This is a genomic window from Streptococcus infantis (assembly GCF_047463615.1).
GTDB lineage: Bacteria > Bacillota > Bacilli > Lactobacillales > Streptococcaceae > Streptococcus > Streptococcus infantis_X.
Window position 1 is genome coordinate 629829 of record NZ_JASHDO010000001.1, and the last position, 17351, is coordinate 647179.

At 39.9% G+C, this 17351-nt stretch carries 21 protein-coding genes and 1 pseudogene; 5 read left to right on the top strand and 17 right to left on the bottom strand.

Going from position 1 to position 17351, the window contains the following annotated elements; genetic code table 11:
- Positions 1-42: 42 nt before the first annotated feature.
- From QM874_RS03100 to QM874_RS03170, 15 genes and pseudogenes are all read right to left on the bottom strand, one after another.
- On the bottom strand, positions 43-546 hold the full coding sequence (locus tag QM874_RS03100; protein ID WP_414316169.1) for a GNAT family N-acetyltransferase: 504 nt from the start codon (positions 544-546) through the stop codon (positions 43-45).
- Between the two features lie 401 nt (positions 547-947).
- The gene (gene rpsR, locus QM874_RS03105) at positions 948-1187 is read right to left on the bottom strand and encodes a 30S ribosomal protein S18 (protein ID WP_000068664.1); all 240 of its coding nucleotides are present in this window, start codon (positions 1185-1187) and stop codon (positions 948-950) included.
- 31 nt (positions 1188-1218) lie between these two features.
- Positions 1219-1689, bottom strand: coding sequence for a single-stranded DNA-binding protein SsbA (gene ssbA, locus QM874_RS03110; RefSeq protein ID WP_049549356.1), 471 nt, complete (start codon positions 1687-1689; stop codon positions 1219-1221).
- Between the two features lie 11 nt (positions 1690-1700).
- The gene (rpsF, locus tag QM874_RS03115) at positions 1701-1991 is read right to left on the bottom strand and encodes a 30S ribosomal protein S6 (protein WP_414316170.1); all 291 of its coding nucleotides are present in this window, start codon (positions 1989-1991) and stop codon (positions 1701-1703) included.
- Positions 1992-2120: 129 nt separating this feature from the next.
- The gene (locus QM874_RS03120) at positions 2121-2777 is read right to left on the bottom strand and encodes a CBS domain-containing protein (RefSeq protein ID WP_414316171.1); all 657 of its coding nucleotides are present in this window, start codon (positions 2775-2777) and stop codon (positions 2121-2123) included.
- A 300-nt stretch (positions 2778-3077) separates the two neighbouring features.
- Positions 3078-3788: an ABC transporter ATP-binding protein gene (locus QM874_RS03125; RefSeq protein WP_000062228.1), complete on the bottom strand. Its 711-nt coding sequence runs from the start codon at positions 3786-3788 to the stop codon at positions 3078-3080.
- The gene (locus QM874_RS03130) at positions 3788-4552 is read right to left on the bottom strand and encodes an ABC transporter ATP-binding protein (RefSeq protein ID WP_001185990.1); all 765 of its coding nucleotides are present in this window, start codon (positions 4550-4552) and stop codon (positions 3788-3790) included. Before QM874_RS03130 ends, QM874_RS03125 begins: the two co-directional genes overlap by 1 nt.
- Positions 4552-5508, bottom strand: a complete 957-nt coding sequence (locus QM874_RS03135; RefSeq protein ID WP_414258332.1) for a branched-chain amino acid ABC transporter permease — start codon at positions 5506-5508, stop codon at positions 4552-4554. The genes QM874_RS03130 and QM874_RS03135 overlap by 1 nt, the downstream gene beginning before the upstream one ends.
- Positions 5509-5511: 3 nt before the next feature.
- A complete protein-coding gene (locus tag QM874_RS03140) occupies positions 5512-6381 on the bottom strand; it encodes a branched-chain amino acid ABC transporter permease (RefSeq protein ID WP_000941435.1) in 870 nt (289 codons plus the stop codon).
- Positions 6382-6495: 114 nt separating this feature from the next.
- A complete protein-coding gene (locus QM874_RS03145) occupies positions 6496-7656 on the bottom strand; it encodes an ABC transporter substrate-binding protein (protein WP_049509419.1) in 1161 nt (386 codons plus the stop codon).
- Positions 7657-7744: 88 nt separating this feature from the next.
- The gene (locus tag QM874_RS03150; RefSeq protein ID WP_414316172.1) at positions 7745-8014 is read right to left on the bottom strand and encodes a YlbG family protein; all 270 of its coding nucleotides are present in this window, start codon (positions 8012-8014) and stop codon (positions 7745-7747) included.
- Between the two features lie 75 nt (positions 8015-8089).
- Positions 8090-8683 (bottom strand): annotated as a pseudogene (locus QM874_RS03155) (ATP-dependent Clp protease proteolytic subunit); the annotation flags it as partial.
- Between the two features lie 112 nt (positions 8684-8795).
- Positions 8796-9425, bottom strand: coding sequence for a uracil phosphoribosyltransferase (gene upp, locus QM874_RS03160; RefSeq protein WP_414316173.1), 630 nt, complete (start codon positions 9423-9425; stop codon positions 8796-8798).
- A gap of 87 nt (positions 9426-9512) precedes the next feature.
- Positions 9513-9980, bottom strand: coding sequence for a deoxycytidylate deaminase (locus QM874_RS03165; protein ID WP_414316174.1), 468 nt, complete (start codon positions 9978-9980; stop codon positions 9513-9515).
- Between the two features lie 18 nt (positions 9981-9998).
- Entirely contained in the window at positions 9999-10556 is a 558-nt protein-coding gene (locus QM874_RS03170) for a TetR/AcrR family transcriptional regulator (protein WP_000840875.1), read from the bottom strand.
- Positions 10557-10680: 124 nt separating this feature from the next.
- On the opposite strand from QM874_RS03170, the gene QM874_RS03175 reads away from it, so the two are divergent.
- The 4 genes from QM874_RS03175 to QM874_RS03190 are packed head-to-tail and all read left to right on the top strand — an operon-like array spanning position 10681 to position 13787.
- Positions 10681-11526 (top strand): DegV family protein, encoded by an 846-nt coding sequence (locus QM874_RS03175; RefSeq protein ID WP_414282853.1) that lies wholly within the window; start codon positions 10681-10683, stop codon positions 11524-11526.
- Positions 11527-11582: 56 nt separating this feature from the next.
- On the top strand, positions 11583-12749 hold the full coding sequence (locus QM874_RS03180) for an NAD(P)/FAD-dependent oxidoreductase (protein ID WP_414316175.1): 1167 nt from the start codon (positions 11583-11585) through the stop codon (positions 12747-12749).
- Between the two features lie 50 nt (positions 12750-12799).
- On the top strand, positions 12800-13321 hold the full coding sequence (locus QM874_RS03185) for a DUF1697 domain-containing protein (protein ID WP_414313036.1): 522 nt from the start codon (positions 12800-12802) through the stop codon (positions 13319-13321).
- A gap of 10 nt (positions 13322-13331) precedes the next feature.
- Positions 13332-13787, top strand: coding sequence for an 8-oxo-dGTP diphosphatase (locus tag QM874_RS03190; protein WP_414316176.1), 456 nt, complete (start codon positions 13332-13334; stop codon positions 13785-13787).
- A 234-nt stretch (positions 13788-14021) separates the two neighbouring features.
- On the opposite strand, the gene QM874_RS03195 is transcribed toward QM874_RS03190, so the two are convergent.
- Positions 14022-14762, bottom strand: a complete 741-nt coding sequence (locus QM874_RS03195) for a MerR family transcriptional regulator (RefSeq protein WP_414316177.1) — start codon at positions 14760-14762, stop codon at positions 14022-14024.
- Positions 14763-14991: 229 nt separating this feature from the next.
- On the opposite strand from QM874_RS03195, the gene QM874_RS03200 reads away from it, so the two are divergent.
- Positions 14992-16332, top strand: a complete 1341-nt coding sequence (locus QM874_RS03200) for a sodium-dependent transporter (protein WP_414316178.1) — start codon at positions 14992-14994, stop codon at positions 16330-16332.
- 42 nt (positions 16333-16374) lie between these two features.
- Here the strand turns inward: QM874_RS03200 and manA are convergent, their stop codons facing one another.
- Positions 16375-17319, bottom strand: coding sequence for a mannose-6-phosphate isomerase, class I (gene manA / locus QM874_RS03205; protein ID WP_414316179.1), 945 nt, complete (start codon positions 17317-17319; stop codon positions 16375-16377).
- Positions 17320-17351: the final 32 nt, after the last annotated feature.

The window sequence follows — 17351 nt, forward strand, 5'->3', positions numbered from 1 at the left end:
TAAAGTAGAGAAATCCCACATCCCCAATAAAATCCTTGTTTCTTATCCGAATTCTTTTACTAGATACAAAACCAAATCATCATTATTTTGGCTAGTTGCATTCATTTCCAAGGGTTGATTTCGATACCAGACACCTGTCCCATCTGGAATATAGCCTCGTCTGATATACAATCTCTGGGCAGGGCCATAGCCTAAGTGCAAACCTACACCAAGAGTGACCTTACTCGAAACAAACTTGACTCGTTTTTCTGCTTCTTCTAGCAGTTGATTCCCAATCCCTTTATTTCGAAAAGGCTCAAACACATTAAAATCTGATAATTCTGGATAGACTTCTGCAAAAGGACCATGTTTAGCAGAGGGCAAAATGGTAACGTAGCCCGCTACAGCACCAGCAATCTCTGCAACTAAGACTTCTCTCTCCCCACTTTCCTGTTCCAGAAAATATCTAGCTAGAATTTCCTCTCTACCAGGCCAACCTTGATTCATAAATCCATGAGATAAGGATTCAATATCAGACTTAATCATATTTCTAATCGTACAATTCATCTTTGACTTACCCACCTTTACTCTTTCTATTACTATTATAGCACGCCAAGGTTAGAAAAAAACTATCTCGTGAAAAAAGACCCACCCGGGTTTTAATTCGCTTTCTTGTTTTCAAGCTCATGAAAAAGAGGTCCCCCGGACCTCAACTCGCTCTTTCATTTCAAAGCTCGTGAAAAAAGACCCAACCGGGTTTTAATTCGCTTTCTTGTTTTCAAGCTCATGAAAAAGAGGGCCACTGGACCCAAACTCGCTCTTTCCTTTCAAAGCTCGTGAAAAAAAGACCCGTCGGGGTCTTAATTCGCTTTCTTATTTTCAAGCTCATGAAAAAGAGGTCCACCCGAACCTCAACTCGCTTTCACATTTCTATGCTCGTGAAAAAAAGACCCACCCGGGTCTTTTTTTTAATCTTCGTTTACGAAAGGCATCAAAGCCATTACGCGAGCGCGTTTGATAGCTGTTGTTACTTTACGTTGGTTTTTAGCTGAAGTTCCTGTTACACGACGAGGAAGGATTTTCCCACGTTCTGAAACGAAACGGCTAAGAAGCTCAGTATCTTTGTAATCAACATATTCAATTTTGTTTGCTGCGATGTAATCAACTTTTTTACGGCGTTTGAATCCGCCACGACGTTGTTGAGCCATGTTTTTTCTCCTTTATAGTATTAATTGTCCATTAGAATGGTAAATCATCATCTGAAATATCCAAAGGATTGGTTGCTCCGAATGGATTTTCATCACGTGAAAAGTCAGGTACTGATTGTGTAGGTGCTGAGTAGTTTGAACTTGGTGCAGAATAAGCTCCACCTGTATGTCCTTCACGCACACTACGGCTTTCCAACATTTGGAAATTCTCAGCCACGACTTCTGTTACGTAGACACGTTGTCCTTGCTGGTTATCGTAACTACGAGTCTGGATACGACCTGTCACCCCGATAAGCGAGCCTTTTTTAGCCCAGTTAGCAAGATTCTCAGCCTGTTGGCGCCACATAACGACATTGATGAAATCAGCCTCACGTTCGCCGTTTTGACTCTTAAATGTACGGTTTACTGCAAGAGTAAAAGTCGCAACTGCTACATTTGATGGGGTATAACGCAACTCAGCGTCACGAGTCATACGCCCTACAAGTACAACATTGTTAATCATAATCTACCTTCTTACGCGTCAAGTTTGACGATCATGTGACGAAGAATGTCAGCGTTGATTTTTGAAAGACGGTCAAACTCTTTAAGAGCTGCGTCGTCGTTTGCTTCAACGTTAACGATGTGGTAAAGTCCTTCGCGGAAATCTTGGATTTCGTATGCAAGACGACGTTTTTCCCATGTTTTTGATTCAACAACAGTTGCACCGTTGCCAGTCAAGATAGAGTCAAAACGTGCTACCAAAGCGTTTTTCGCTTCTTCTTCAATGTTTGGACGAATGATATAAAGAATTTCGTATTTAGCCATTGATATGTTCCTCCTTTTGGTCTAATGACCCCAAGTCTTTGCATGGGGTAAGTGAGGTTTGCTCACAATAAATTATTATACTAGAAAAAAATTTTTTTCGCAAGTGAAAAACTGTTTATATTTTATTTTTTACAGTTTTTTAGTTGAAGTATGAGTAATTTCCTCTACTTGGATATTTTCTGCTTCAAATTTTTCTTTCAATGTTGAGAGATCAATCATTCCATCGATTTGTACTTCAATAATAATCTTCCCATCTTTACGTGGAATATTAACAGTATGAGAAATATTTAGATTTTCCTCAACGATTAAAGAAACAATCTTACCAAGTACCCCAATTTCATTTTCTGTGATAAAACGAACACGGATTCCCTCTTCGCCATAACCAGAAATTTCAAGAAATGCTCTGAAAACATCACGGTCAGTAATGACACCATAGACTTGTCCATTATCAATAACTGGCAAGATTCCAATCTTATTTTTCAGCATAAGGTAGGTTGCATCTTCCAAACTTGCATAACCTGAGACAGTTACAACATCACGAATCATGACGTCTTTTACTTTTGTTTTATTGAGCAAGTAATTCATCTCAAAGATTGAAAGACTCGTTGCTTTTGATGGACTAGCTTCAGCAATTGTTCCTTCTGTTACTAGACCAACTAATTTATCATTTTCAATAACAGGAAGACGATGCAAACCTTGTTCGCGCATCAAGTCTGCTGCATGTGCTACAGTCGTATCTGGGCTAATATATACGACCTTTCGTGTCATAAAATCTTTAACTGCCATAGGAACTCTCCTTTATGTTTATAGCTTTATTATACACTTTTTACGAAAATCAATCAAACGCTTTCATCTCTTTTTCAAGGTTCTGAAAACTCTGAAATACTATAAAAAGAGCCCTATATTAGGGCCCTCAATCTTATGATTATGTAATTTGTTTGGCAATCTTTCCCGCAGACTAAAACAATCCACTGGATTTGATGATTGTCGAACAATCTCTATCCGCCGACTAAAAAGGTCCCCCGGACTAATGTGGATTGCTGGCGCAATCTTTATCTGCCGACTAAAAAGGTCCCCCGGACCTTTTTAGCCACCTAGATATGCTTTTCTGACTTCATCTGATGCTGCGAGCTCTTTACCTGTTCCTGAAAGAACGATTTTACCTGTTTCAAGAACGTAGCCTCGATCTGCGATGGCAAGTGCCTTATTGGCATTTTGCTCGATCAAAAGAACGGTCGTACCTTGTTTTTGAATATCTTGGATGATATCAAAAATTTCTTGGATAAAAATTGGAGCAAGTCCCATTGATGGTTCATCTAAGAGAAGAAGTTTAGGTGTTGACATAAGCGCACGTCCCATAGCAAGCATCTGCTGTTCACCACCTGATAGGGTAGCTGCATCCTGGTTTTTACGTTCTTCTAAACGCGGGAAACGTGAAAATACTTTTTTCAGATTTGCTTGATTTTCTTCACGATTTTTCTTAAGGAAGGCTCCCATTTCCAAGTTTTCCATAACTGTCAAACCAGGGAAGACGTGACGTCCTTCTGGTACTTGAGAAAGTCCTGATGCCACAATTTTTTGTGCAGGCATCTTTTGGATTTCTTGTCCTAAAAATTCAATCCGACCAGAACTTGGACGAACAAGGCCTGATAAGGTACGAAGGATGGTTGTTTTACCAGCACCATTTGCACCGATAAGGGAAACAACTTCTCCTTCATTTACTTCAAAGCTCACATCACGTACAGCTTGAATCATACCATAGTGTACTGAGAGGTTTTCAACTTTTAACATAGACATTAGGCTTCACCTCCAAGATATGCTTCGATAACACGTTTATTACTCTTGATTTCATCTGGTGTCCCGTGAGCAATCAAACGACCGTACTCAAGAACATAGATACGCTCCGTAACCTCCATAACCAAGTTCATATCATGTTCAATCAGCATGATGGTGATCTTGAATTCATCCTTGATACGACGAATCAACTCAGTCAATTCTGCAGTTTCTTGTGGATTCATACCCGCTGCAGGCTCATCCAAGAAAAGGATTTTAGGTTCTGTAGCAAGAGCACGAACAATTTCCAAACGACGTTGTTGACCATAGGCTAAATTTTTAGCTAGAGTTTCAGCATCTCCATCCAAATCAAAGATTTTTAGTAATTCTAAGGCTTTAGCTTTCAATTCTTTTTCATTCTTATAAAAAGCTGGTAAGCGCAAGAAACTTGCAAAAACATGTTGTTTATGATGATTGCTAAATGCAATCAGAACGTTATCCAAAACTGTCAAGTCTTTAAAAAGGCGGATATTTTGGAAGGTACGCCCTAAACCAAGAGATGCGATTTTATAAGGTTGCTTGCCATTTAACAAGTGACCATCCAAGGTTACTGTCCCTTCGCTTGGTTCATAAACACCTGTCAACAAGTTGAAGAGGGTTGTTTTCCCAGCACCATTCGGTCCAATCAAACCAACAAGTTCACCTTCGTTCAATTCGAGAGTGACGTCTCCAACGGCTGTCAGACCACCAAAATGTTTGGTTAAATTTTTTACTTCAAGTAACGCCATTAGTTTTGTCCCTCCTTCTTACCTTTTTTAAAGAGACGTGATAGGCTCAATTCCCATGTCCCAAGAAGACCACCTGGTCTGAAGATCATAACGAGTACTAAGGCCAAAGCATAGATAATCATACGAACGCTGGCTACGTCTTGAAGGAGCATGTTCAAGATTCCAAGCACGATTGCCGCAACAATTGCCCCTGTAATGGATCCTAAACCACCAAATACAACGATAATCAAGACATTGATAGAGTTGATAAACGTATAATCTTTTGGTACGACTGATCCGATAAATCCTGACTGAAGAGTACCCGCGATACTTGCAGTAACAGCTCCAAAAACAAAAGCAATGATTTTAATTTTTGTTGTATTTACCCCTACTGACTCAGCAGCAATCTCATCTTCACGAACTGATAAGGTTAAACGTCCGATAGGACTGCGAAGGAAATTAAGAGTGGCAATAGTTGTAATCACAGCAAAGAAGTATACCATTTGCCAAGTTGTAAAGTTAGGAATCCCCAAAATACCAGCAGCACCGTTTGTAAGGCTTCCACCATTAATAATGAAGATACGAATAATTTCAGCAACCCCTAAAGTTGCAACTGCAAGGTAGTCACCCTTCAAACGTAGGGTTGGAATTCCAACGATCAAGGCAACCAAACCAGCAATGATAGCACCGAGCAACATAGCTCCAAAGAATGCACCATAGGTTGGAGTTTTAGAACCAATAATAGCTGCTGCATAGGCACCAATAGCCATAAATCCAGCATGTCCAAGTGAAAACTGACCAGAGAACCCAACGATTAGGTTAAGACCTACTGCTAGAATAATATTGATACCGATTTGTTCAATAATCTGAATATGGAAAAGGTTCAAGACTCCTACTGAAACCAATAGGCTAATTAAACCATATCCAAGCAACAAAAGGAATAACCATAGAATATTAACTTTTAAATTTTCTTTCATTGTTTACACCTTCTCTTTCACATTCTTACCGAGGATACCAGCTGGACGAACAATCAAGATTAAGAGCAAGATTCCATACACGATGGCATCACGGAAATCTGACATTCCGAAGGCGGTAGCAAATGTCTCCAAAAGACCAATAACAAAGCCACCCAGAGCTGCACCAGGGATAATTCCGATACCACCAAGAACGGCAGCCACAAATGATTTAATACCTGGAGTCATTCCCATCAATGGTTCAAGAGAGTTATAGTAAAGTGCAATCAAGACACCCGCTGCACCAGCTAGAGCTGAACCCAAGGCAAAGGTGAAACTGATTGTACGGTTCACGTTAATCCCCATCAGCTGAGCAGCATCACTATCTACAGAAACAGCACGCATGGCTTTCCCCATCTTGGTTTTTTGTACGATGAGTTGTAGAAGAACCATCAAAACAAGTGAGACAGTCAAAATCAACAATTGAATATTTGTTAGACTGATTGGTCCCAAGTCATAACGCACTGTTTGGATTGCTTGAGGGAAGGCACGTGTGTTGGCACCTACCAGATAGACCATTCCATACTCCAGTAAGAAGGATACCCCGATAGCTGTAATCAATACAGAGATTCGAGTTGAATGACGTAATGGACGATAAGCTAGGAACTCAATGATAACACCGAGAATTGCTGTACCGATCATCGATAAGATCAAGGCTACAAAGAAATTTAATTGCAAGGAATTAATCAAGAAATAACCCATGAAAGCCCCCATCATATAAATATCACCGTGGGCAAAGTTAATGAGCTTGATAATTCCATAAACCATAGTATAACCTAGGGCTAGCAGCGCATAGACACTACCCAAGATTAGACCATTGACAAGTTGTTGAAGCATATGGTTCACTCTTTCTAAGTTTTATTTTTTAGGATTTTTATAAAAAATAATCCTTTCATAAACACCGAAACAGGGAGTGAGTAAAAGCTCATTCCCCATTTCCTGTATCTATAATTATGGTTTTACGACTTCTGCCGCTTCTACTTTACCATTATTCATGGTCATCATGAAGGCTGTTTTCACAGTGTTGTGATCTGCATCAAAGCTTGTTTGACCTGTAACACCTTCAAAGTTTTGTGTTTTAGCAAGATTGTTCTTGATATCAACTGAAGTTTTAGCCCCTTTTGCTGCATTAGCTACAAGGTAAACTGAGTCATAAGCAAGAGCTGCAAATGTTGAAGGATCTTCGTTATATTTTGCACGGTAAGCTTCAAGGAAGGCTTTTGCTTTATCTGAAACCTCTACAGTAGTTGAGAATCCTGAGATGAAGTAGATATTTGATGCGCGTTCGGCTGTTGCTTGTTGAACAAACTCTGCACCGTTAAATCCGTCACCACCAATGATTGGTTTATCAATTCCCATACCACGAGCTTGGTTTACAATCTTACCAGCTTCTGTGTAGTAACCTGGCAATACGATTGCATCAAAGTCTTTATCTTTGATTTTTGTCAAAGCTGCTTGGAAGTCAGTATCACCTGATACAAACGTTTCATCTGCTACGATTTCGCCTGAGAATGAATCACGGAATGATTTTGCAATTCCTTTAGCGTAGTCGCTTGAGTTATCAGTATACAAGACAACTTTCTTAGCGTTCAACTTGTTTGTAACATAGTTAGAAATAATTTTTCCTTGGAAGCTATCTTGGAATGTTCCGATGAAAAGGAAATCTTGACCTTTTGTCAAACCATCTTGAGTAGCACTTGGAGAAATCAATGGAACCCCAGCTTGTGTAGCATTTGCTACTGCTGCTGCAGTTGCACCTGAAGTTGCAGGTCCTACGATAGCTGCTACTTTAGATTGAGTAACAAGGTTTGTTGAAACAGAAGCAGCTTCAGCAGTTTCAGATTTGTTATCTTTGTCGACTACTTCGATTTGTTTTCCATCGATACCACCTGCTGCGTTGATTTCATCAACTGCAAGTTGAGCACCCTTTTGCTCAGATGTACCGTAAGATGCAACAGCACCAGTTTCCTCAAAGTTGAAACCGATTTTAACGACTTTCTCATCCACTGGGTTACCAGTTGAATTTGAAGCTCCTGTCTTCACTTCTCCACAAGCTGCTAAAACAGCTACACTTGCAAGAGCTACAAGTGATAAGGCAAATTTTTTCTTCATGTTTATCTCCTTTTAATTTCTTAATTTAAATTACATGTTAAGAATATACCGAATTATCTGAAAATTGTCAACACATTTATCTAAATTTTTACATGATAACGTTTTCTTCGTTTCGATAAAGGTTTCCAACAAAAGGAGTTTCTAATTCTTGAATATGACAAACTCGTACTTTCTTGATATATTTTTCTTTTCCTAAACGATTAACTAGGTCTTCTACTTCTTCTGTTGGAACATACATTTGGAGATAGCGATGCTTTTTAGAATGGTAGCAAATATCTCCTACACTTTGAAGTTTTTTGACATCACGATTATAGTATAGGTAGATAATCAGACCAGACCGATTCTCTTTTTGAAACATATTACAACTTCCTTCTAACAATCTTCTTACTATTATATCAAAAAAAGCAAACTCAGTCGAGTTTGCTTCAAAAGATTAATTCAAAGAATTATTAGCCATGATTTCATCAATGAAACCATATTCAAGTGTTTCTTGAGCGCTCATCCAGTAATCACGTTCAGCATCTGCATGGATTTGCTCAACTGATTTACCAGAATTATCTGCAAGAATTTGCTCCAAAGTCTTACGAGTTTTAAGCAAGTGTTCAGCAGCAATGGCCATATCTGTTTGCTGTGTACCACCACCTGTACCACCCATCGGTTGGTGAATCATGTATTCTGCATTCGGAAGCATGAAACGTTTGCCCTTTGCTCCACTTGAGGCAATAATTGTTCCCATTGAAGCAGCCATCCCCATAACGATGGTTTGGACATCTGCCTTAATAAAGTTCATAGTATCAACGATTGCCAAACCAGCTGATACTGATCCACCGGGTGTATTAACATAGAGGTAGATATCTTTAGTGCTGTCTTGAGCATCCAAGAAGAGCAACTGAGCAATAACTGAGTTTGCCATATTGTCTTCAACTGGACCTGTCAGCATGATGATGCGGTCTTTCAAAAGACGAGAGTAGATATCGTAGGAACGTTCCCCACGACTTGTTTGTTCAATTACTACAGGAATCATTGATTTCTCCTTTTGATCTTTTTAATGAGTAGATCACTACTGATAATGAAACTATTATACCCCATTGGTCAAAAAAGGTCAATTTTTTAATTTGATCAAATCCTAGATTGGATTCTTATTTAGTACCAAACAAGCGGTCACCAGCATCTCCAAGACCTGGAACGATGTATCCATTTTCGTTCAAGCGTTCATCCAAAGCTGCTGTGAAAATCTCAACATCAGAATGTGCTGCATTAAGAGCTTCAACCCCTTCTGGTGCTGCAACTAGGCAGACAAATTTAATATTTGAAGCTCCACGTTTTTTGAGGGAATCAACAGCAAGGATAGCTGAACCACCTGTCGCAAGCATTGGGTCAACAACAAAGATTTGACGTTGGTCGATATCTTCTGGTAATTTTACCAAGTATTCAACAGGTTGAAGAGTTTCTTCATCACGGTACATACCGATATGTCCAACCTTAGCAGCTGGAACCAAGCTCAACAGCCCATCGACCATACCGATACCAGCGCGCAAGATTGGTACGATTGCTAATTTTTTACCTGTCAATTGTTTTTGAACGGTTTTAGTAATTGGTGTTTCAATTTCCACATCTTCAAGCGGAAGATCACGAAGCACTTCATATCCCATCAACATAGCAATTTCATCTACTAACTCACGAAAAGCTTTTGTAGAAGTGTCTGTGCGACGCAAGATTGACAATTTATGTTGAATGAGTGGATGATCGATAACTTCAATTTTTCCCATTTTCTGAATTCCTTCTTTCAATTTATTCTTCTTATTATATCAAAAAATGGTTTAAAAATCCTTCTAAACCATCTTTTTTTTTAATTTTTAAATCAAGTTAGCTTCTTGAAGAGCTGCTTGTACTGTCTCAAGTGGTAAATGGGTCAACTCAGTCCCTTTTTCACGATAGAGATACTGGGCGTAGTCGTCCATACGGTACTGATTAATATAAACGACACGTTCACAACCTACCTGAAGCAATTGCTTGGTACAGTTGAGGCATGGAAAATGTGTAACATAGGCTGTAAATCCTTTTGGAACGCCACGTTCGGCTCCTTGTAGTATAGCATTTACCTCTGCATGAAGAGTGCGCACACAGTGGCCCTCAATCACCAGACAGTCGTGGTCAATACAGTGCTCCGTTCCTGATACAGAACCATTGTATCCCGTTGAAATCACCTTATTATCCTTGACTAAAACAGCTCCTACCTTAGCGCGTCTACAGGTTGAACGATTGGCAATCAATAGGGCTTGAGCAGCAAAATACTCATCCCAAGCCAGTCTTTTTTCTGTCATAACTTCTCTCCTCCTGATCTATTTTTTGAAAAATGGTAGGCGTAAATCTGCAATTTTTTCAGCAGGAACCTTCATTCCATCTTTAATCCACTTAAGCAAAACTGATACGATGGCAGAACTCCAAAAAGAATGCAAGTAAGAGCTGACTCCTTTTGATTTTCCATAGTATTTTTCTAAAAATTCTTGCATGGCTTGCACAAAGATTTTTTCCAAGTGGTAGTCCAAGGCAAGCTGAATAACCTTAGCCTCTTTCTTGGCTTCTCTAAAAAGGCGAACCCAAACCAGATAGAGGTCCGTTTTAACATCGTAATGGCTCAATTGCTCCATAATGTTATGGACACTGCGTTTAAAGACGCTTTCTAAAATCTCTTCTTTGGAGTCATAGTTTCGATAAAAGGCTGCACGGGAGACTCCAGCTCGTTTGACCAACTCAGAAATGCTAATCTTTGTCAATTCCTTTTTCTCCAAAAGTTGCAAGAGAGCTGTTTCGATAGCTTCTCTGGTCAGTAAATTGGATTCTTGATTGGATTTTCTGAGATTTTCAAGTGAATTTTCGGAAATTCTTCGTTCGGCCATAACACTTCCTTTCTACTTGTGACAACAGAGCAATGAGACTTTTGTTTTAAGCACTTTCATGATATAATTGTAGAAAAAGACAGAACCTTTGTCAATGTATAAGTGACAAAGATGGAGAATTTCTATGACTTGGAAGATTGTGGCAGATTCTGGTTGTGATTATCGTCAACTGGCAAATCCAGCAATTGATACTGAATTCATCAGTGTTCCCTTAACCATTCAAGTGGCTGAGCAAGTCTTTATTGACGATGCTAGTCTTGATATTGACAAAATGATGGAAACCATGTATGCAACTTCTGAAGCTTCAAAATCAGCTTGTCCTAGCCCTGATGATTACTTGCGAGCATTCGAAGGGGCAAACCATATTTTTGTAGTGACCATTACCGGAACTCTTTCTGGTAGTTATAATAGTGCACGTCTGGCAAAAAACATTTACCTAGAAGAACATCCTGATACTCAGATTCATGTTATTGACAGCTTGTCTGCTGGTGGGGAAGTTGATCTAATCGTTGAGAAAATCAATGATTTGATTGACCAAGGACTTTCTTTTGAAGAAGTGGTTAATGCTATTACTGCTTACCAAGAAAAAACTAAGTTATTGTTTGTTCTCGCTAAGGTTGATAATCTGGTTAAGAATGGTCGCTTGAGTAAACTGATCGGTACAGTTGTTGGGCTCCTCAATATTCGTATGGTTGGAGAAGCAAGTGAAACTGGAACCTTGGAACTCCTCCAAAAGGCTCGTGGTGCTAAAAAATCTCTTCAAGCTGCCTATGAAGAATTAATTAAAGCTGGCTATGCTGGTGGACGTATCGTCATGGCTCACCGCAGTAATGATAAATTCTGCCAACAGCTCTCTGAACGTGTGCGTGAAACATTCCCACAAGCTGATATTAAGGTTCTCCCAACTTCTGGACTTTGTAGTTTCTATGCAGAAGAGGGTGGACTTCTCATGGGATATGAAATTGACTAATAAATCAAACAGGAGATGACTTATCATCTCTTGTTTTTTTATGGTACAATACTTTTATGAAACATTTTGACACTATTGTAATTGGGGGAGGCCCTGCTGGTATGATGGCTACCATTTCCAGTAGCTTTTATGGGCAGAAAACCCTCCTCATCGAAAAAAATCGAAAACTTGGAAAAAAATTAGCTGGTACTGGTGGTGGTCGCTGCAACGTGACCAACAACGGAACTCTAGATGACCTATTAGCTGGCATACCTGGAAATGGACGCTTCCTATACAGTGTCTTTTCCCAGTTTGATAACCATGATATCATCAACTTTTTTACTGAAAATGGCGTAAAACTCAAGGTCGAAGACCATGGCCGCGTCTTTCCAGCCAGTGACAAATCTCGGACCATTATCGAAGCTTTGGAAAAGAAAATCATGGAGCTAGGTGGGCAAGTTGCCACTCAAACAGAGATTGTTTCTGTTAAAAAGATTGACGACCAGTTTGTCCTCAAGTCAGCAGACCAAACCTTTACTTGCGATAAACTCATTGTCACAACAGGTGGAAAATCCTATCCTTCTACTGGCTCTACTGGTTTTGGTCATGAAATCGCCCGACATTTCAAACACACTATTACCGAACTCGAAGCTGCGGAAAGTCCATTGTTGACAGATTTCCCGCATAAGGCCTTGCAGGGAATTTCCCTAGACGATGTAACCCTAAGCTATGGCAAGCACGTCATCACCCATGACCTGCTCTTTACCCACTTTGGTTTGTCAGGTCCTGCTGCACTACGCATGTCTAGCTTTGTCAAGGGTGGGGAAATTCTCTCTCTAGATGTCTTGCCACAACTTTCTGAGAGAGAATTAGTTGATTTTTTAGAAGAGAACCGTGAAAAATCCTTGAAAAATGCCTTAAAAACCTTGCTCCCTGAACGCTTGGCAGACTTTTTCGTGCAAGGATATCCTGAAAAAGTCAAACAACTAACAGAAAAGGAACGCGACCAACTTGTCCAGTCTATCAAATCCCTCAAAATCCCTGTGACTGGAAAAATGTCCCTTGCCAAGTCCTTTGTTACCAAAGGCGGTGTTAGTCTCAAGGAAATCAATCCTAAAACGCTGGAAAGCAAACTGGTTCCTGGCCTTCACTTTGCAGGAGAGGTACTGGATATCAACGCCCACACAGGTGGCTTTAACATCACTTCTGCCCTCTGTACTGGCTGGGTGGCAGGCTCAAACTAGAACTATAAATGATATAGTATCTAAAGATATTGGATAAGAAAGGAGCTATTTTGGAACATATTATTTTACTGAGAGGTGTTACACCGAATGGACAAAATGCTATCCCAAAAATGTCTTATCTAGTAGATATCTTAACAGAGGTTGGTTTTCAACACGTTCGAACTTATATTCAAAGTGGAAATATTATTCTTGAAAGCGACTTAGCCATAGAAGAAATACGAGAACAAGTCCATACTCTAATAAAAGAAAAAATCGGAGCCGACTTGAAAATGGTCATTAAAAATAAGAGTGATTTTACAAAAATTGTCCAAGAAAATCCGTTTGGAGAACACTATCTTTATGACCGTATACATATAATTCTTTTCCAGAATGCTATCCAAAGTCTACCATTTGAAAAATTGGATAGTGACTATGGTGAAGAAGAAATTTGTATCGGCAACCATTGTCTTTACCTCTATCTCCCTAGAACTGCAAAACGAAAAAAGCTTAATACCAACTATCTTGAAAAGCTGTTCGGCGTTGATTTGACCATGCGAAAGTTAAACGTGGTAGAAAAATTACTAACAAAATAGAGAAAATAAGATGAACAGAAGAGAATCAGTCGAATTTGTCAATATGTGCATGATTAAAAATGGAGACAAGGTTCTGATCCAAGACCGAGTTAGTCCCGACTGGCCTGGCATTACTTTTCCTGGCGGCCATGTTGAACGTGGCGAATCCTTTGTCGATGCCGTCATTCGTGAAGTGAAAGAAGAAACTGGTCTAACCATTTCTAAACCCCAACTCTGTGGGATCAAAGACTGGTATGACGACGAAGATTATCGCTATGTTGTCCTCTTTTACAAAACTGAACACTTTACTGGTGAGCTCCAATCTTCAGATGAAGGAAAAGTCTGGTGGGAGGATTTTGAAAATCTATCTCATCTTAAACTAGCTACTGAGGATATGTCTGATATGCTTCGTGTTTTTTTGGAAGAAGACCTCAGTGAGTTCTTTTACTATAAGGATGGGGAAGATTGGTCTTACCAACTCAAATAACAGTAAATCGGCAGAGGTATTTCCGCCGATTTTTAGCTTGTCTAATCTTCAAGCTAGGTCTGTGTCCTCCTACTAATACTCAATGAAAATCAAAGAGCAAACTAGAAAGCTAGCAGCAGGCTGCTCAAAGTACAGCTTTGAGGTTGCGGATAAAGCTGACGTGGTTTGAAGAGATTTTCGAAGAGTATAAATTTCTGTTACTAGCTTTGTCAGTTCTAGCTTGGTCTTTGAGTTTTATCGAGTTTGTGTGCCTACATAGTGGGCAATGACATCTGATGTGTACTGGGCTGTTCCAGATCCAAATTTGTCAATATTTTCCTTAAACTCTGGATTATAGACATAGCCTTTTCCGATATGACCAAAGACCTCGATAGAGCAGTCAAATCCATAAGTACGGATGGCTTGCAAGAGTTTGGCTGCTTCCTCTTGATTTTCAGATGCTGTTGCAGGTAGATCAGCTTGAAGATTTTGTGCCAAGGCTTGAAAGACTTGGTTGAAGGCAGCCGTAGCTTCGTCTTCGTGACCTTTTTGGCGCTCGAGCGCTTGATCCATGATTTCTTGGCCATACTTGTCTACAGCCTCTTGGTGGTATTTTTGATTGTCCTGGTAGCTAAATCCAGTGAATTTTTCCTCAATAGTCATTTTTCTTTCTCCTTTTTGTTCTTGAATGGTTTTTTGTAAGGTTGAAATCAAGGTATCCAGATGTTGCCTCTCCTGGGTTAAATAATCCAACTGTCTAGTTAAATGTGATAATATATCTGTCGTATCTTCCTTCAATAGCTCTGCTATTTTTTCTAAAGAAAAGCCTAGATACTTGTAATAGAGAATAACCTGTAGTCGTTCTAAATCCTCTTGACTATAGGTTCGATAGCCATTTTCTGACTTTAATGGAACCAAAAGTCCAATTTTGTCATAATGGTAGAGGGTCTTGACGGAGACACCTGAAAGTTGCGCAGCTTCTTTGATATGGTACATGATTTCCTCCTCACATAAATAGTATATACCCTCCCCTTTGAGGAGAGTCAAGTATTTTATCATATTTTTTATGAAAATATGATAATCGCTTTCTTGACAGACTTGAAAAATCATGATAGGATAATCAAGTCTATCAATCAAAGAATAAGCTCAAAAGAGCAATTGAGAGAAGGCTATTTGACAACTCAAGTAGCCTTTTATTATTTAGAAATAGATTGGAGTTTTAACGATGTCTGAAAAATCGCAATGGGGCTCAAAACTGGGCTTCATCCTTGCATCTGCTGGTTCAGCTATTGGTCTTGGAGCTGTTTGGAAGTTCCCTTATATGACAGCTGCCAATGGTGGGGGAGGCTTTTTACTGGTCTTTCTCATCTCGACACTATTGATTGGATTTCCACTTCTCTTGGCTGAATTTGCCCTCGGTCGAAGTGCGGGCGTGTCAGCAATTAAAACCTTTGGAAAATTGGGCGATAACAAGAACTACAATTTTATCGGTTGGATTGGTGCCTTTGCCCTTTTCATCCTCTTATCTTTCTACAGTGTTATCGGGGGATGGGTTTTAGTTTATCTAGGTATCGCTATTGCTAAAGCCTTCCAAGTTGGGATTAGCAGTGATTATGCCCAGCTCTTCACAGATATTATTTCTAATCCTTGGATTGCCCTTGGTTCTCAAGCACTTTTTATCTTCCTCAACATCTTTATCGTGTCTAAAGGGGTTCAAAAAGGGATTGAAAGAGCATCTAAGGTCATGATGCCCCTGCTATTTATCATCTTTGTCATTATTATCGGGCGCTCTCTTAGCTTGCCAAATGCCATGGAAGGTGTGGTTTACTTCCTCAAACCTGACTTTTCAAAACTGACAAGTGCTGGTCTCCTCTATGCTCTAGGACAGTCATTCTTTGCTTTGTCCCTCGGGGTTACGGCTATGTTGACCTATGCTTCTTACCTAGATAAGAAAACCAATCTGGTCCAATCAGGTATGTCTATCGTTGCCATGAATATTTCCGTATCGGTCATGGCAGGACTAGCTATTTTCCCAGCTATGTCAGCCTTCAATATTCAGTCTGAAGGTGGTCCTAGTCTCCTCTTTATCGTTCTACCCCAACTCTTTGACAAGATGCCTTTTGGAAGTATTTTCTATATTCTCTTTCTCTTGCTCTTCCTCTTTGCGACAGTCACTTCTTCTGTCGTGATGCTGGAAATCAATGTAGGCAACATCACCAACCAAGACAATCGTAAACGTGCTAAGTGGAGTATAATTTTAGGGGTTTTGACCTTTGTATTTGGTATCCCTTCAGCCCTATCCTACGGTGTCATGGCAGACGTCCAAATCTTTGGAAAAACTTTCTTTGATGCTATGGACTTCTTGGTTTCCAATCTCCTCATGCCATTTGGTGCACTCTGCTTGTCTCTCTTTACAGGCTATGTCTTCAAAAAAGCATTGGCTATAGAGGAACTCCATCTTGATGAAACACCGTGGAAACAAGGACTTTTCCAAGTCTGGCTCTTCCTTCTTCGTTTTATCATCCCAATTATTATCATCGTGGTCTTTATCGCCCAGTTTATGTAACTATAAAAAAGGACTTGAGTAATGAACTCAGGTCCTTTCTTTTTACGGATGGCTAACAATTAGTTCTAAATCTTTTCCTTCAAGTGTCCAAGTTTCAACATCGCTTGGAAGAATAAAGTGGCTACCTTTTTGAATTGGATATTCCTTACCGTCTACAGTTAGTTTCCCTTGACCAGCCAAGACACTGAGCAAGCTGTAGTCAGCTGTTTTTTCAAAGTCAACTTTTCCAGTGATTTCCCACTTGTAAACTGCGAAGAAATCATTTGATACAAGGAGAGTTGAACGCAAATCATCTGCTTTGACTGTTACAGGACGGCTGTTAGCAGGCTCTCCAATGTTCAAAACATCAATAGATTTTTCAAGATGAAGCTCGCGCAAGTTACCATTATCATCCTTGCGGTCAAAGTCATAGACACGGTAGGTTGTATCACTAGACTGTTGCGTTTCAAGGATCAAGATACCTGCTCCGATAGCATGCATGGTTCCACTTGGAACATAGAAGAAATCTCCAGCTTTTACAGGAACTTTTGTTAACAAGGCATCCCAGTTTTTATCTTCGATTTGCTGGCGGAGTTCTTCTTTTGACTTAGCGTTATGGCCGTAAATAATCTCTGAACCTTCATCTGCAGCAATGATATACCAGCACTCTGTTTTTCCGAGTTCGCCCTCATGCTCTAGGCCATAAGCATCATCTGGGTGGACTTGAACACTGAGCCAGTCATTGGCATCAAGGATTTTTGTTAAAAGCGGAAATACTGGCTCTGGACGGTTGCCAAATAACTCACGGTGTTCCGCATACAAAGTAGCTAGGTCGATTCCCTCAAAGCGACCATTGGCTACCTTGGAAACACCATTTGGGTGAGCTGAGATTGCCCAATATTCACCAATCTTTTCGCTCGGGATGTCATAGCCAAACTCATCACGTAGTTTAGTCCCACCCCAGATTTTTTCTTGCATAACGGAATTTAAAAATAATGGTTCTGACATGTCGATCTCCTGTCTGATTTTTCTCCCCTCAT

Coding starts and splice junctions, on each gene's coding strand:
- ssbA (WP_049549356.1), bottom strand. CDS start 1,689: ATGATTAACAATGTTGTACTTGTAGGGCGTATGACTCGTGACGCTGAG.
- upp (WP_414316173.1), bottom strand. CDS start 9,425: ATGGGAAAAATTGAAGTTATCGATCATCCACTCATTCAACATAAATTG.
- QM874_RS03165 (WP_414316174.1), bottom strand. CDS start 9,980: ATGACAGAAAAAAGACTGGCTTGGGATGAGTATTTTGCTGCTCAAGCC.
- QM874_RS03100 (WP_414316169.1), bottom strand. CDS start 546: ATGAATTGTACGATTAGAAATATGATTAAGTCTGATATTGAATCCTTA.
- rpsF (WP_414316170.1), bottom strand. CDS start 1,991: ATGGCTAAATACGAAATTCTTTATATCATTCGTCCAAACATTGAAGAA.
- rpsR (WP_000068664.1), bottom strand. CDS start 1,187: ATGGCTCAACAACGTCGTGGCGGATTCAAACGCCGTAAAAAAGTTGAT.
- QM874_RS03140 (WP_000941435.1), bottom strand. CDS start 6,381: ATGCTTCAACAACTTGTCAATGGTCTAATCTTGGGTAGTGTCTATGCG.
- QM874_RS03135 (WP_414258332.1), bottom strand. CDS start 5,508: ATGAAAGAAAATTTAAAAGTTAATATTCTATGGTTATTCCTTTTGTTG.
- QM874_RS03190 (WP_414316176.1), top strand. CDS start 13,332: ATGAACAGAAGAGAATCAGTCGAATTTGTCAATATGTGCATGATTAAA.
- manA (WP_414316179.1), bottom strand. CDS start 17,319: ATGTCAGAACCATTATTTTTAAATTCCGTTATGCAAGAAAAAATCTGG.
- QM874_RS03195 (WP_414316177.1), bottom strand. CDS start 14,762: ATGTACCATATCAAAGAAGCTGCGCAACTTTCAGGTGTCTCCGTCAAG.
- QM874_RS03170 (WP_000840875.1), bottom strand. CDS start 10,556: ATGGCCGAACGAAGAATTTCCGAAAATTCACTTGAAAATCTCAGAAAA.
- QM874_RS03130 (WP_001185990.1), bottom strand. CDS start 4,552: ATGGCGTTACTTGAAGTAAAAAATTTAACCAAACATTTTGGTGGTCTG.
- QM874_RS03200 (WP_414316178.1), top strand. CDS start 14,992: ATGTCTGAAAAATCGCAATGGGGCTCAAAACTGGGCTTCATCCTTGCA.
- QM874_RS03120 (WP_414316171.1), bottom strand. CDS start 2,777: ATGGCAGTTAAAGATTTTATGACACGAAAGGTCGTATATATTAGCCCA.
- QM874_RS03125 (WP_000062228.1), bottom strand. CDS start 3,788: ATGTCTATGTTAAAAGTTGAAAACCTCTCAGTACACTATGGTATGATT.
- QM874_RS03175 (WP_414282853.1), top strand. CDS start 10,681: ATGACTTGGAAGATTGTGGCAGATTCTGGTTGTGATTATCGTCAACTG.
- QM874_RS03150 (WP_414316172.1), bottom strand. CDS start 8,014: ATGTTTCAAAAAGAGAATCGGTCTGGTCTGATTATCTACCTATACTAT.
- QM874_RS03180 (WP_414316175.1), top strand. CDS start 11,583: ATGAAACATTTTGACACTATTGTAATTGGGGGAGGCCCTGCTGGTATG.
- QM874_RS03145 (WP_049509419.1), bottom strand. CDS start 7,656: ATGAAGAAAAAATTTGCCTTATCACTTGTAGCTCTTGCAAGTGTAGCT.